Consider the following 13,923-nt stretch of genomic DNA (forward strand, 5'->3'; position numbering starts at 1 on the left):
AAACATTGAGCTTCGTTGCGGGAATGTTGATGGTTTCGTCGGTCCATTTTGGAGATTGGGCGGAATTTGACAGTTGAAATATGCCTAGTCCATCCCATGTCCCTTTGATGTCCCTCCGCTGCCCCTATAGGGGCCTACGACCCATGGGCATCATCCCTGCCGTTCCCATATATGGTAAGCATGGCTAAGGAGAATCGGATGTAGGGTGTCTATAGCGTATATATCCGGGATAGGACACGGCTATCCGGTAATACAGTGGCATGTTCGCAATGCCTACCGCGTCAATCGGACGCCTTCGGGATATAAGTCATATTATTTAAATGCAATTGCCCCGGCTCGATTCGATGCTCCCCTGAATTGGAAGAGGATGGAACCCCATTCAACCGGTATAGGATAGCTACTACCCTGAGGCGTTACACTGTGCACAGAGCCCTACGGCATTGACGCCCACAGCGTGAAGCAGGTATCCTTCGGGCAGGTTGATTTTCGGTATCTTGAAGTCCTCCAAGCAGTAGATGCTGTTGCAAGCCGAGCAGATAAAGTGCACGTGTTCGTCCTGGTGTTGGTGTTCGTCGCAATCGGTAGAGCAGAGCGCATAGGTAGCCGTGCCGTGCAGGTCGAATATCTTATGGAGGATGCCTTTCTCTTCGAAGGTGGCCAATACTCGGTAAAGCGTTACGCGGTCCACGGAGTCGCCCAGAAGTTTCTCCAGTTCGGGCTGGGAAATAGCCGTATCTTTTTCGGAGATGATTTGCAGTACCTGCAGACGGGGCTGCGTTACCTTGAGTTTGTTGCGGCGCAATAGGGGTGCGAACCGCTCGTTGGCGTTCTCTTTCCGTGTATTTGCTATTGCGGTCAACATCATTTTATTAAATTAATAAGGGGCGTGCCTCAAAAGATAAGCTATTTTGAGACACACTCCTTTTGAAAAGTGTTTACTTACCTGCGGCTTTAGCGTGGTCTGCCAAAAATTGCGCCAGTCCATTGTCGGTAAGCGGGTGTTTGAGCAAGCCTAATATAGCCGATAGCGGTCCGGTCATCACATCGGCACCGATTTTAGCACACTCTACGATGTGCATCACGTGGCGGATGGAAGCTGCCAATATTTGTGTCTCATAACCGTAATTGTCATAGATCAAACGGATATCCTCGATCAAGGCAAGACCATCGGTCGAAATATCGTCCAAGCGGCCCAGGAACGGCGACACATAGGTGGCTCCGGCTTTTGCAGCCAATAGGGCCTGTCCGGCAGAAAATACCAGCGTACAGTTGGTTCTGATGCCTTTATCGCTAAAGTACTTGATCGCTTTAACGCCTTCCTTGATCATCGGTACTTTTACCACGATGCGGTCGTGGAGTTTGGCCAATGCTTCGCCTTCTTTGATGATGTTGTCGAAATCCGTAGATATGACCTCCGCGCTGACGTCGCCGTCAACAATTTCGCAGATGGCTTTGTAGTGGTTGATGATATTCTGTTCGCCGGTGATGCCTTCTTTGGCCATCAAACTTGGGTTGGTCGTTACGCCATCCAACACGCCCAGGTCTTGGGCTTCTTTAATTTGTTGCAGATTAGCGGTGTCTATAAAAAACTTCATGTTTTTGAATGATATAAAATAATGTACGTGTTAACTAGCTGTAAACGTTGCTATACAGCCCGTAAAATTAGCGATAATAACCCGAATAACGAAAAATTGTAGTTGTTTTGGCGTTTTAAATATATGCTTGCGTGGTATGACTTTTGTACTTATCATCGAGTGAATATCTTCCGTGCATTAACGCATCGCAACTACCGACTGCATTTCACAGGCCAAGCCATTTCCCTGATGGGTACATGGATGCAACGTATCGCAGTGAGCTGGCTCGTTTACCGGCTTACCGAATCGGCGTTGGTGCTCGGCGTGGTCTCATTTGTTTCGCTGATCCCCTCGTTGGTTTTATCGCCCTTTATCGGGAGTTTTGTAGATAGGCACCAGAAATACCGTATTGTACTGCTTACCCAAATCGGTTTGATGCTCCAAGCCGGAGCACTCGCGTCAATGGTTTTTTTCGGCTATTACAACGTATGGTGGATTGGGGTGCTCAGTCTGGCGCAGGGGATAATCAACACGTTCGATGTGACTGCACGGCAATCGCTCATGGTGGAGCTGGTGGATAATAAAGCAGACCTGCCCAATGCCATCGCGCTCAATTCGTCGGCTTTCAACGCCGCCCGGATGGTAGGGCCAGCACTGGGTGGGATATTGCTGAGTACGTATGGCGAAGCAGTGTGTTTCGGGATCAATTTCATCAGCTTCTTTGCAGTCATCGCATCATTGCTCCTTATGCGGTTGAAACCGCAGCGTTCCGTTGCGCGAAAGGAAAGCACGTGGCAAGGGCTCAAGGAAGGATTTAGCTACCTGCGGCATTCACCGCATATCTCATCGTTGATTATGCTACTTGCGGCATCCAGTCTGCTGGTGATTCCCTACACCACGTTGCTGCCGGTTATTGCCCGCGAGATGTTTGATGGCGATGCCACCACCTTCAGCTGGTTTGAGAGCGCCGCAGGGCTAGGGGCAATGGCGGGTGCCATTTACATGGCCAAAACGCGGATGGGTACCAACCTACGCTTCCGCGTGATGAAAGCTTCCGGCTTATTGGCGGTAGGTATCCTCGCCCTTTCGTTTGCCTCATGGTTGCCGTTGGCATTGGTTAGCACGCTGCTCGCTGCCATGGGGATGATGGTGCAAAATTCGAGCATCAATACCTACATCCAAACCCACGCCATGCCCGTGTACCGCGCGCGCGCCATCAGCTATTACATCATGGCCTTCCAGGGGATATTCCCGCTTGGGAGCCTTTTGGTGGGGGCAATGGCCAGTGCGTGGGGTATTCATTACACACTCTTGCTGCAAGGCGTGGCCGGCGTGCTGGTCGTAGTGGCGTTCATGGGATACATTTGGCGGCACATTAATCGTAAATACGTGCCGATATAACGATCGGTAAAAATAGAACAATCGATTGATTGAACGTAAAAATAGCTGTAGGCGGTTTTGTGCTTGGTGTCCAACTTTATTTTTTCAATATTTGTGAGCTTAAGCGGCTATGAATTAGCCAATAATCAATTATCCATTTTAATGATTCATATGAACTATTCGAGAAGACGGTTTTTAAGAACAGCGGGGTTGACCACCATCGCCGGAGCGGTTGCCGCTGATTACGCATTTGGATCCAATTCCATTTGGACACTCAATTCAAAGACCCTGAAGGTAGGCCTCGTTGGTTGTGGGGGCAGGGGTACCGCCGCAGCCATGGAGGCGCTTAACGCTGATCCCAACGTTGTACTGTATGCCATGGCCGATGCTTTCGATGACCAACTCGAACAGTCCTTTACCACCCTGAAGGAAAAGTTTGGTAAGAAAATACAGGTGAACAAGCGCCGCAAACTGGTCGGACTCGATGCCTATCAGCAATTGGTCGACCTCGACGTGGATGTGGTACTGCTCGCCGCACCGCCCGCATTCCGGGCTGACCACCTGGAAGCTGCCGTGAACGCGGGTAAGCACGTTTTCTGTGAGAAGCCATTCGCTGTGGACGGGCCGGGCCTACGTCGGGTTATCGAATCATCAAAGCAGGCGAAGGCGAAGAACCTATCACTCGTCTCCGGATTTTGCTGGCGCTACCACCTTCCGAAGCGTGAGACATTCAGTCGTGTGCTTGATGGGCAGATTGGCCGGGTACTCACGGCCGAAAGCAGTTATAACACGGGAGAGCTGTGGTATAAAGAGCGGCAACCCGGTTGGACGGATTTCGAATACCAGCTGCGGAATTGGTTGTACTATAATTGGCTTTCAGGCGATCACATCATCGAACAGGCTATTCACAGCTTAGATATGATGCAATGGGCACTGGGAGATAAATTGCCCGTGAGCGTAACAGGCAGCGGTGGCCGCCAAAAGCGGGTGGACCCTAAGTTTGGTAATGTATATGACCATTTTGCGATGGTGTACCAATACGATGATGGCACGAAGGCCTATTTCTCATGCCGGCAGCAGAACAATACCGAGCCCGCTTATGCCGTGGAACTCGTGGGGGATCAGGGCAAGTGTATCGTGGACTGCCGCACGGGCGGGCATGATATCACAGGAAGGAACCCGTGGAAGTATGATGATAGCACGAAGTTCACCGATGAAAATGCCTATAAGGAAAGCAACTCAAGGGGCATGTACCAGCAAGAACACGATGAGCTCTTTGCGTCTATCAGGGCAAACAAACCAATGAACGACGGCGACTGGATGGTGAAATCGAATCTCGTGGCCTTGGCAGGTAGGATGGCAGGCTACACAGGCCAAGCCGTTTCACTTGAGGCGGCGCTGGCATCCAACGAGGTGTTGTTCCCCGGAAATGTATCGTGGGATATGAAATACGATTTTCCCATTGCCATCCCTGGCGAAAACACAACGATTTAACGCTATGGACAGGAAGAAATTTATAAAATCAGCATCGCTATTGACGGGTGGGGCCGTGATTGCCCCGGCACTTGGCGGCAACAGCCCGCTGATGGCAAGCCAAACGAGCAACACGTTGAAGCTGAAAAAGGGCGTTAGCTTCTACATGATCAAGGAGGAGCTTTCGTTGGTCGACAAGTGTAAGCTGGCGAAGGATCTGGGCTTCGACGGTGTTGAGTTCAATAGTCCGGTGGATTTCAGTCTGGATGAATTGCTAGCGGCGAAGGAGAAATCGGGCATCGAAATACCCAGCGTGGTCAACAAAGATCATTGGAGCAAGCCGTTGTCCGATCCCGATCCGGAAGTGCGGCAGTTCATCATCGATTCGGTTGCCAAGTCGTTAGCGGATGTGAAAGCACTCGGTGGCGACACGGTATTGGTGGTGCCCGGTGTAGTCAACGAGAAGGTTCCCTATGGCGTGGCCTACCGGAATGCACTGGATTCCGTGCGGAAGTTGATTCCCCATGCCGAAAAGACCGGCATGAAAATCGGCTTGGAGAATGTATGGAGCAACTTCATCCTGAGTCCGGTAGAAGCGCGGCAATTTGTTGATGAAATCAACCACCCGCTGGTAGGCTGGTACTTCGATATCGGCAACATATTGCGGTACGGTTGGCCTGAACACTGGATCGCAGAGCTCAACCGGCGTATTGTGAAGCTCCACGCCAAGGAATTCAGTCGCGGGAAGATGAACGACGAGGGACTGTGGAAAGGGTTTGGGGTGGATTTACTCGCGGGCGACAACAACTGGCCGGTGGTGATGCAGGCACTCCGCGATATCGATTACCAAGGTGGATGGCTCACCGTTGAGCTGGGTGATGGCGACCGCGAATACCTGCAGAAGGTATCTAGTCAGATGGATACTATTCTCAGTCTTTAAAGCGTATTACGCATTGATACGGTTATGGTGTAAGGGGCTGTCTAATGGCAGCCTTTTATTTTTGGCCAAATTTCGGAATTAGTGGTTTCGTATTACTGATGGATCAGGCTTTTTTTCGACCTTTGGCACAAACGTATACGTGGGAAACGTGCATCAACAAGCGTCGTTGCTGCTGAAAAATAAATCAGCTGAATGAAACCCACATGAGTTGACCATTATTATAACATGCTAAGCGACCATCCGACACAGCGTAAAATGACGAATAATAAACTTGACATAAAACTTAGGCGAACGGAAATAGAAGAATTTATTTACAAATTAACCTGATAACGGAACGATAGTATAACGCCGCGGAAGCGGGTCATTGGGGAACGTTTACAAATAAATCTGGACATGGTGAAAACATTGTTTAATTTAATATTGCTGATTGCTGTGGGTGTCGGCTACGGGGGAAGTGGGGGTAAACCCTATACGGTTGAGGATTTTTCTTTTCCGGTCAAAGGCGATAGCCTCGTCTTGTCCGGCACATTAACCATACCGGCGTCTTTTCGGCCAACCGATAAGGTGGCCATTCTGGTGTCCCCGCCGCAGGCATTTTCCCGCGACTATGGGGAAGTCTATAAAAGTCTTGCCGATGCACTCACTATAAGCGGTGTGGCGGTATTGCGTTTTGACAACAGGGCTTTTGTAGATACCACATTACGATATGAAAAGAGTACGATGTTCATCCAAAAAGATGATGCATTACGTGCATTCGATGCGGTTAAGTCGGATCATCGCTTCGCCCTTAGCGCTGTGGGTCTTGTAGGGCACAGTGAAGGGGGGAGTGCCGCTGCTATTGCCGTTTCGGAGCGGCAGGATATTTCTTTTGTTGTACTACTGTCTACCACGGGCATCAAAGGAAAAGACTTGGCGTTCGAACAGGCTAAGCGGAAAATAGAAGATACGTTTCATATATTGCCCAAAGCCGACAGCGCCGCGGTGTTTGATGGTCTTCGTACGAGCCTCAGTCTTATTTACGATTATGACGATCCAGATTCGTTGAAATACCGCATGGACAATTACGTGCGGGCGAGGTATGAACTCGACCCAAAATTGTACGGTAATCAAACTGTCGAAGAGGCAGTTGTCACCAATCGCGCGATGTGGTTGAAACCTCGGCTAATTGCTTACGTGCGATTTGAACCTGCGCGTTACTATTCCAAAATAAAGTGCCCTGCGTTGGTAATGTGTGGTAAGATGGACGACCAGCTGGATTGTCAGTCCAATTTAGAGGGGATTAAAAAAATCTTCAAGGATATCGGAAAGCGAAACTACGAAATCGTCGTATTGGACGATTTGGGACATTCGTTTCAGGAATCGGATGGGATGGTGAAACGGCCCCGCTACGATGCATCCGAAAACAACAAGCCGTCTAAAAAGGCATGGGCGGTAATCACTGATTGGGTTGGGAAGATATAAACCTGCAATATAAATAATGAGTTTGGCAATTAGTAACCTGTTTAATAAGCGGCTGATATGAACATCAGAAAAGAAGAAACGGACGACTACGGCGCTATTTTGCGGCTGAAATAGCTTAGCTGAAATAAAACTTAACGAATGGAAGATACATACATTCAGAACCGGACGTTTGACCGGAACGCCTCGCTGGCAAAAGGCGAGTACGAAAATTGCGTTTTCAATGGCTGCGACTTTGCCGGGCATAGCCTTTCGGAGTTTAAATTCGTGGATTGCAACTTCAATGGGTGCAATTTCAGTTTGGCTAAGCTCAGTGGAACGGCGTTTCGGGATGTCCAATTCAAGGATTGCAAAATGCTCGGGCTTCGGTTTGATACCTGCAATGCCTTTGGTCTTGCTTTTTCCTTCGAGGGTTGCCAACTGAATCATTCATCGTTTTATAGAATGAAAATTAAAAAGACCGTGTTCAAAGATTCGCAGTTACAGGAAACCGACTTTGTGGAAGCTGATTTGACCAGCGCCGTGTTTGATAACTGCAACCTTATGCATTCGGTTTTCGACCATACAACCCTTGAGAAAGTTGACTTTAGGACTTCTTACAATTACGCCATTGACCCGGAAGCCAATCGTATTAAAAAGGCACGGTTTTCAATTTCAAATATCGCGGGGCTTCTCGGTAAATACGACATTGACATTGAAAAATGATGTCGAAGCCGCAATACATTGATGAATCTCCGGCTTTAATCAGCAGGAATTGTCAAAAAATAACCATCTTTATAAAAAAATATGCTGACAGCAATACATCCGAAGCTACCGATGCGCGATAAAGCCACGACAAGGGATTTCTATATCAATAAATTAGGCTTCCATGAGTTTGGAACGACTGATTTTGACGGCTACTTAATGGTAGAAAAAGACCAGGTACAGATTCATTTTTTTGAGTTTAAAGACCTCGAACCAAAAGCAAATTATGGCCAGGTTTATATCCGGACAGATGATATTGACCGTTTGTATAACCTATATTCAACAATCGGCTTGATCCATCCAAACGGTCCGTTGGCGATAAAACCGTGGGGGCAAAGGGAATTTGCATTGCTCGACCCGGATAGCAATCTGCTCACATTTGGACAATCTATTTAGTTTGCATGAAAACGCATACCACGAATTACTTTAATACGTTTATCGAAGTCGCGGAAGATACGAAGGCGACCGCGGGAATGAAACCGCCGAGTAAGGCTAAGAAATCCGTCGCCGAGCTACAATACGACCTCATAGCAAATCATCCTTACCAATATACATCGGATGATGTTTTGTTTCAAGTGTATGCCGATCGGAACGGTTTGGTAGAAAAGGAATACGGGCTAGCCAGGGCGCAGTTTTTCTCAAAAGGGCAACCCTGTTTGCGTGTGTCGCCGCTCGGTAAGACCTACGGGTTCGGGATCCATAGCGATGACGAAGGGAAAATAGCACTTTACGGGATGGAAACAGCGGCGTATCAAAAATTCTCAACCGACCCAACAATAAAAAAAGTAAAGGCAATGAAGTCAAGTCGCTAAGAAGTGGAGCGTCCAGTCCACATACAATGTACAATCGTGGCTCTCGCCATCGGATTTATGCTGTGTGGACTAACGGGATGTGACCCCAAGCACATTCGCGATGAAGGCTGGCCTACGTACCTGGGCAATCACGGGCGTAACCATTTCTCGGCATTGTCGCAAATTGACACCACTAACGTGCAATCCCTTCGTGTTGCCTGGACCTACCACTCGGGCGATACCGGGCAGGTGCAATGTAATCCATTGATTATCGACGGACGGTTATATGGCGTCACGGCTTCCAATTACCTCTTTGCCCTGGATGCCGCCACGGGTGAGGAACTGTGGCAATTTGTACCGGAGCGGACAGGGCCAAGTAATGTGAACCGTGGCGTAGCGTATTGGCGAAAGGGCGACCGGCAGCAGCTTATGTATGCGTTCCAGTCGTGGCTCTATGCGGTTGATCCCGAGTCGGGCCTGCCCATACCTACCTTTGGCGATAACGGCCGTGTAAGCCTACGGTCGGGGTTGGGGGAAGCTGCCGCTGACAAGTTTGTGGCTTCCACGACGCCCGGTACCATATTCAATGATTTAATCATCATGCCCATCCGGGTGAGTGAAGGTGTGGATGCCGCACCCGGGTTTATACAGGCATTCAACGTCATCACAGGTGCGTTGGAATGGGTGTTCCGGACCATACCGGGACCGGGTGAGTGGGGTTTCGACACTTGGCCTGCGGGGGCGCATGAAAACCCCGTAATTGGTGGGGCGAACAACTGGGCCGGGATGGCGCTGGATGAGGAAAGGGGAATCGTATATGTCCCTACGGGTTCGGCGGCTTTCGACTTTTATGGGGGCAATCGGAAAGGGCAGAACCTGTTTGCCAACTCCCTGTTGGCGCTACGGGCGGCGACGGGCGAGTACGTGTGGCATTATCAAATGGTACACCATGATGTGTGGGATCGCGACCTGCCCGCACCACCCAATTTGGTGACACTGACCATAGACGGTAAGAAGGTTGACGCCGTTGCCCAAGTTACCAAGTCGGGGCATGTCTTTGTGTTCGACCGCGAAGATGGCACCCCGATTTTTCCGATCGACGAAGTGCCTGTTCCGGCCTCTACCCTGCCTGGTGAGGAGACGTGGCCTACCCAGCCGATACCTCGTTTGCCACAGCCTTTTGCGCGGCAAGTGTTACACCGGGAAGACATCAATACCTTCGCCGCGGGTCGCGATTCCATTCTTCGCATATATGACAACGCCAATAAGGGGCTGTACCACCCGTTAGAACTGAACCAGACCATCCTTTTCCCGGGGGCCGACGGCGGTGCGGAGTGGGGGGGTGCCGCCGTCGATACGGACGGCATCATGTACGTCAATTCCAACGAGATGGCTTGGCTATTCAGCCTCAGTCCGCGGATACCTGCCAAATCTGGGGGTGTCATAACCGGCCAACAGCTATACACTGCTCACTGTGCCACCTGCCACCAAGCTGACTTTTCGGGTAGCCCGGCAAGTGGGTATCCGGGGCTACGGGGACTGAAAGAAAAAATGTCGCGGACGGAAATCGCCACCCTGATCGCTGCCGGCAAAGGGATGATGCCGGGCTTTGCGCAGATCAATAAACGGGAGCAGCAGGCCATCATCGGCTATCTTTTCGGTGAAGAAAAAACCGAAGTCGTATCGGCTAACCAGGAAGAAGTGCCCGAGGTGCCTTATACGTTCAACGGTTACAACAAATTTCTGGACGGGGCCGGCTACCCGGCGATTTCACCGCCGTGGGGCACATTGACGGCAATTGACTTGAATGCCGGACAGCATATCTGGCAGATCCCGTTGGGTGAGCATAGCGAGCTAACCGCACGTGGTATCCCGATAACGGGAACGGAAAACTACGGCGGGCCGATAGTGACCGCAGGCGGATTGTTATTCATCGCTGCCACCCGGGATAATATGTTCCGGGCGTTCGACCGGAAAACGGGCCGCCTGTTGTGGGATTATGAACTACCCGCCGCGGGCTTTGCTACGCCAGCAACCTATTCGATAGCTGGAAAGCAATATGTCGTTATTGCATGCGGCGGTACGAAGCTGGGTACGCGCGGGGGAGACAGCTATGTGGCATTTGCGCTACCCTGAAAATTCGGGGGGCTACAGCATACTGGAATGTGGAATTTTCAGTCTACTTTTGCCGTAATGAATGCGCACGCAAAAGGGGTGGCCATGGCATTGTTTGCCGCCACGTTATGGGGTGTCTCCGGTACGGCCGGTCAATTTCTGTTCCAGCAGCGCGCCGTGGGTGTGGAGTGGCTCATGGCCGTGCGGATGCTCAGTGCGGGTTCACTGCTGCTGCTTTTGGGTATTTTCCAAAAAGATAGCCATGTCTGGGGTATTTGGCACGAAAGAGGGGATCGCCTGCGGTTACTCGTATTCGGTATTGCGGGCATGTTGACTGTGCAATATACCTATTTTGCAGCCATAAAACATTCCAATGCGGCCACGGCCACTATTCTGCAATTTTCGGCACCCGTGATGATTGCCATCTACCTGGCTGCGCGGTATGGCAAACGGCTCAACCTTTTCGGTTATCTGGCCGTTCTTTCTGGAATATTGGGTGCATTCCTTCTTGTAACGCACGGCCGATTGGATACGTTGGCGATATCGCCTTTAGCACTTGTTTTGGGTATAGCTTCTGCCGTTAGTTTAGCATTATATACCCTCATGCCGGGAAAATTGCTCCGCAAATACAGTGCAGTGAGTGTGATCGGCTGGGGGCTATTTATCGGTGGTGTGGTCATTTCATTCGTTAAGGTTCCATGGCAAGCTGATGGCATATGGGACGTGTACGCGCGGTTGAACGTCCTGTTCGTCGTGGTGTTTGGTACGTTGATCCCGTTTTATATGTACCTACGGGCCGTGCAAATCATTGGCGGACAGAAAGCCAGCTTGCTTACCTCGGCAGAGCCCTTGTCGGCTACATTAATTGCTGTTTTGTGGCTTGGCGTTCCATTTCAGGCGGTTGACTGGCTGGGCGCGATGCTGGTTGTGGCAACGGTGTTTCTGCTTGCAATCGACAGAAAGCCGTAGCTTAGGAAGCAAGTTATCTTTCAAAACGTGATCAGCAACGTAACGTTACGTTCATCATTTTCACCGGGTAGCCAACGTGGTCCGTCACGAACGATAAGCGTTGCAAACGCGTTGAGTTTCTCGTTGGTGGTCTCGGTAACGGTTACCGCGGTAGGGCGACCCTCATCGTCGACCTTAAATGCCAATTCGACGGAGCCCTGGTCGTCTGCTAATTTCATGGCGTTTTTCAGGTATTGCCGATAAGCTGGCCAACCGCCCTTGGGCTGGGGTTCGCTTTTTTCAGGGCGACTTACATTCACCGTTGGGGTTTGACGCTTACCAGTACCATAGCCGACCACCACCACTTCATCGAGGCCTACATCAGTGGGCTTAAGTGCGATGGTTAGGGTATCCAGTCCGGTAATATCGAGCGTTTGCTGCTCATAGCCGATATACTGCGAAATCAGCGTACGTGAAGTGTCCGGAAGTGTAAATCGTCCTAGCGCATCGGTAGCAACCCGTTGGCCGTCGGTAGTTTGTAAAGTGACACCCGCCAAGGGTTCTTGAGTTTCCTGGTCGACCACTTTTCCACTTACGCGGGGTCGGGGCACGTGCTGCTGAATGCTGGTGCCGCGAATGCGGATGCCATCGGTGCGGCCCGCAAAGGCCTGTTCGTTGACCCTGACGGGGGTGTTCACTTCTGCAGCTGCGGTGCGGGCCACTGATCCGATAATTGCTGATTTTGCTTGTGTGCCAAAGCTAACAACGACAATTGAATCCACCGGGGCTGTATCGTTGTCGGATTTCGGCGTGGTCACGGCCAGCCGTGCCGCTTTCTTTTCTACACGTTCCGCTGATGTAGCCGCACTCACCGGAGGGGCTGTACGTGCCGGCTGCGGCGCAGCATCAGCTGTCCTTTCCTCGGTAGGGGATGCTTGTTCGGGCGATGGTGCTGTTTCCGGGGCGGCTTGTTGTGGCACTTCCTGTGGCGTGGCCGCAACCGTGGCTTCACGTTGTGCTAGGGTGTCGTCGCGGATGAACCACCACATACCCACAGTGAGCACGGCCAATATTGATGCGGCGATTGCCCATCGTTGTGCAGGCATGAGGCGGCGTGAGGCTGCGCGTGGCCGACGGGAACGTTCGGCAATGCGCTTGCGGATATCGGCAAGGTTATCACCGTGCACTTGCGGCGCTTCCTGTTCCATACCGAGGATGATATCCATGAACATCGGGTCATCCTGTGCCTGCCGTTCCAACGCGTACATTTCGCGAGGAGTTAGCTCCCCGCGGACATACCGCCTGATCAATTCCAAATCCACTTTACCCTTTTCCATGGTTGGCCTCCATGCACAATTTTAAATTCCGTTTGCCATTCTGGATGTAGCTTTTTACCTCTTTTAAACTATATCCGGTCAATTCGGCTATTTCCTTATAGCACTTCTCATTTAAGAAAAACAAATCTACACTACGTTTTTGTTTTTCAGGTAGCTGATCCATGCAGCGTTCGAGCGCCGTGAGTTGCTGTTCTTTTTCACCCGCCTCGTCCTCGGGATGCACGGCGAGGGGAAATTCCACAAATTCATCGATAGAAATGTGATGCCTGTTTTTCTCAGCACGCAGCTGCATAAGGCAATGGTTTCGGCTAAGTACGTATAGCCAACTGCCGAAGCGCTGGATTTCCTGTTTATTGACCTTATGGATGAGTTCCTCAAAAATCTGCATCACCGCGTCCTTGCTGCGCTCACTATCCTTAAGGTAACGCATGCACACGTAGTAGACCATTTCGGCATGGGCATGGAACAACTCGCCAAGCACCGCCAAATCGCCAGTGTCGCGATAACTCCGGAGGAGTACATCGTCATCGATGTTTTTTTTTGGTGTGCCAAATCCGCCCATGGGTGGGTGAAAGTAAATCTTTTTTCCGGCTTCCCGAAATATCAATGGCTTCTTAAACCGGTCTCACACCATTGGGTTATCGTTTACTGGGCAGGGCAATCGCTTATAGACAGTTGGAATCGCCGCACCAGGTCACCCCGCTTTAATTCGCCGTGATAGCTACCCGTTTCCATTTTGAAAAAATTGATTTTGTTTCTCTTTTTGTTAAGCGGAAAGTCGTATTTCACGACACTATCGTTTGTTTCGCGATTATCATTGATTAATGTTAGCATTGTGGGCGCTCCCGATTCGTTGACCAGCATCCACCTGGTATTGGAAACGAAATCATAATCCGGCAATGTATCTATCTTCCTTTGCTCATCTCGGAAATAAGGATCAAGGTAATACGTCATCGGATCTGTATTGCGGATAGTCAGGTTGCGTTTGCCGGCTTCGTTTGTGGAAAATCTCGCTACACACCCGCCAGACAGCAACACAGGGATTAACAGCAGATAGGTGAAAAGTAACTGGGTTATTTTGATACTGCTCTTTTTGTTCGTCATCATCGTTCTTTTTAATTTAGGATATTCCGACACCGCTTTATTAGTGCAGACGACCACAG

The 13,923-nt window shown here is 50.4% G+C and carries 14 protein-coding genes; 9 read left to right on the forward strand and 5 right to left on the reverse strand.

Annotation, left to right across the window (positions count from 1 at the left end; translation table 11 throughout):
* Positions 1–400 precede the first annotated feature (400 nt).
* Both VNQ80_RS12810 and fsa read right to left on the reverse strand, forming a co-directional pair.
* Positions 401–865, reverse strand: a complete 465-nt coding sequence (locus tag VNQ80_RS12810) for a Fur family transcriptional regulator (protein WP_325639186.1) — start codon at positions 863–865, stop codon at positions 401–403.
* Positions 866–935: 70 nt separating this feature from the next.
* Complete coding sequence (gene fsa, locus VNQ80_RS12815; protein ID WP_325639188.1) at positions 936–1,595, reverse strand: fructose-6-phosphate aldolase; 660 nt, start codon at positions 1,593–1,595, stop codon at positions 936–938.
* 159 nt (positions 1,596–1,754) lie between these two features.
* Here fsa and VNQ80_RS12820 point away from each other — a divergent pair, with 159 nt between their 5' ends.
* From VNQ80_RS12820 to VNQ80_RS12860, 9 genes are all read left to right on the forward strand, one after another.
* Positions 1,755–2,975, forward strand: coding sequence for an MFS transporter (locus VNQ80_RS12820; protein WP_325639190.1), 1,221 nt, complete (start codon positions 1,755–1,757; stop codon positions 2,973–2,975).
* A gap of 150 nt (positions 2,976–3,125) precedes the next feature.
* Positions 3,126–4,448, forward strand: coding sequence for a Gfo/Idh/MocA family oxidoreductase (locus VNQ80_RS12825; protein WP_325639191.1), 1,323 nt, complete (start codon positions 3,126–3,128; stop codon positions 4,446–4,448).
* Between the two features lie 4 nt (positions 4,449–4,452).
* Positions 4,453–5,367 carry a sugar phosphate isomerase/epimerase family protein gene (locus VNQ80_RS12830; RefSeq protein ID WP_325639193.1) on the forward strand — a complete coding sequence of 305 codons (915 nt, stop codon included), beginning with the start codon at positions 4,453–4,455 and terminating at the stop codon, positions 5,365–5,367.
* A gap of 393 nt (positions 5,368–5,760) precedes the next feature.
* Positions 5,761–6,828 carry an alpha/beta fold hydrolase gene (locus VNQ80_RS12835; RefSeq protein ID WP_325639195.1) on the forward strand — a complete coding sequence of 356 codons (1,068 nt, stop codon included), beginning with the start codon at positions 5,761–5,763 and terminating at the stop codon, positions 6,826–6,828.
* Between the two features lie 138 nt (positions 6,829–6,966).
* Positions 6,967–7,530 (forward strand): pentapeptide repeat-containing protein, encoded by a 564-nt coding sequence (locus VNQ80_RS12840; RefSeq protein ID WP_325639196.1) that lies wholly within the window; start codon positions 6,967–6,969, stop codon positions 7,528–7,530.
* An 81-nt stretch (positions 7,531–7,611) separates the two neighbouring features.
* Complete coding sequence (locus VNQ80_RS12845; protein WP_325639197.1) at positions 7,612–7,965, forward strand: VOC family protein; 354 nt, start codon at positions 7,612–7,614, stop codon at positions 7,963–7,965.
* 5 nt (positions 7,966–7,970) lie between these two features.
* On the forward strand, positions 7,971–8,381 hold the full coding sequence (locus VNQ80_RS12850) for a DUF6157 family protein (RefSeq protein ID WP_325639199.1): 411 nt from the start codon (positions 7,971–7,973) through the stop codon (positions 8,379–8,381).
* A 36-nt stretch (positions 8,382–8,417) separates the two neighbouring features.
* Complete coding sequence (locus VNQ80_RS12855; RefSeq protein WP_325639201.1) at positions 8,418–10,496, forward strand: PQQ-binding-like beta-propeller repeat protein; 2,079 nt, start codon at positions 8,418–8,420, stop codon at positions 10,494–10,496.
* Positions 10,497–10,553: 57 nt separating this feature from the next.
* Positions 10,554–11,444 carry a DMT family transporter gene (locus VNQ80_RS12860; RefSeq protein WP_325639203.1) on the forward strand — a complete coding sequence of 297 codons (891 nt, stop codon included), beginning with the start codon at positions 10,554–10,556 and terminating at the stop codon, positions 11,442–11,444.
* 20 nt (positions 11,445–11,464) lie between these two features.
* On the opposite strand, the gene VNQ80_RS12865 is transcribed toward VNQ80_RS12860, so the two are convergent.
* The 3 genes from VNQ80_RS12865 to VNQ80_RS12875 form a co-directional block, all read right to left on the reverse strand.
* Positions 11,465–12,760 carry a carboxypeptidase-like regulatory domain-containing protein gene (locus VNQ80_RS12865; RefSeq protein WP_325639205.1) on the reverse strand — a complete coding sequence of 432 codons (1,296 nt, stop codon included), beginning with the start codon at positions 12,758–12,760 and terminating at the stop codon, positions 11,465–11,467.
* Entirely contained in the window at positions 12,747–13,322 is a 576-nt protein-coding gene (locus VNQ80_RS12870) for a sigma-70 family RNA polymerase sigma factor (protein WP_325639207.1), read from the reverse strand. The genes VNQ80_RS12865 and VNQ80_RS12870 overlap by 14 nt, the downstream gene beginning before the upstream one ends.
* Positions 13,323–13,405: 83 nt before the next feature.
* Positions 13,406–13,867 (reverse strand): hypothetical protein, encoded by a 462-nt coding sequence (locus VNQ80_RS12875; RefSeq protein ID WP_325639209.1) that lies wholly within the window; start codon positions 13,865–13,867, stop codon positions 13,406–13,408.
* Between the last annotated feature and the right edge of the window lie 56 nt (positions 13,868–13,923).

Origin of the sequence: Parapedobacter sp. (assembly GCF_035556095.1) — a bacterium.
Lineage (GTDB): Bacteria > Bacteroidota > Bacteroidia > Sphingobacteriales > Sphingobacteriaceae > Parapedobacter.

Coding starts and splice junctions, on each gene's coding strand:
- VNQ80_RS12810 (WP_325639186.1), bottom strand. CDS start 865: ATGATGTTGACCGCAATAGCAAATACACGGAAAGAGAACGCCAACGAG.
- fsa (WP_325639188.1), bottom strand. CDS start 1,595: ATGAAGTTTTTTATAGACACCGCTAATCTGCAACAAATTAAAGAAGCC.
- VNQ80_RS12825 (WP_325639191.1), top strand. CDS start 3,126: ATGAACTATTCGAGAAGACGGTTTTTAAGAACAGCGGGGTTGACCACC.
- VNQ80_RS12830 (WP_325639193.1), top strand. CDS start 4,453: ATGGACAGGAAGAAATTTATAAAATCAGCATCGCTATTGACGGGTGGG.
- VNQ80_RS12835 (WP_325639195.1), top strand. CDS start 5,761: ATGGTGAAAACATTGTTTAATTTAATATTGCTGATTGCTGTGGGTGTC.
- VNQ80_RS12840 (WP_325639196.1), top strand. CDS start 6,967: ATGGAAGATACATACATTCAGAACCGGACGTTTGACCGGAACGCCTCG.
- VNQ80_RS12845 (WP_325639197.1), top strand. CDS start 7,612: ATGCTGACAGCAATACATCCGAAGCTACCGATGCGCGATAAAGCCACG.
- VNQ80_RS12850 (WP_325639199.1), top strand. CDS start 7,971: ATGAAAACGCATACCACGAATTACTTTAATACGTTTATCGAAGTCGCG.
- VNQ80_RS12860 (WP_325639203.1), top strand. CDS start 10,554: ATGAATGCGCACGCAAAAGGGGTGGCCATGGCATTGTTTGCCGCCACG.
- VNQ80_RS12865 (WP_325639205.1), bottom strand. CDS start 12,760: ATGGAAAAGGGTAAAGTGGATTTGGAATTGATCAGGCGGTATGTCCGC.
- VNQ80_RS12870 (WP_325639207.1), bottom strand. CDS start 13,322: ATGGGCGGATTTGGCACACCAAAAAAAAACATCGATGACGATGTACTC.
- VNQ80_RS12875 (WP_325639209.1), bottom strand. CDS start 13,867: ATGATGACGAACAAAAAGAGCAGTATCAAAATAACCCAGTTACTTTTC.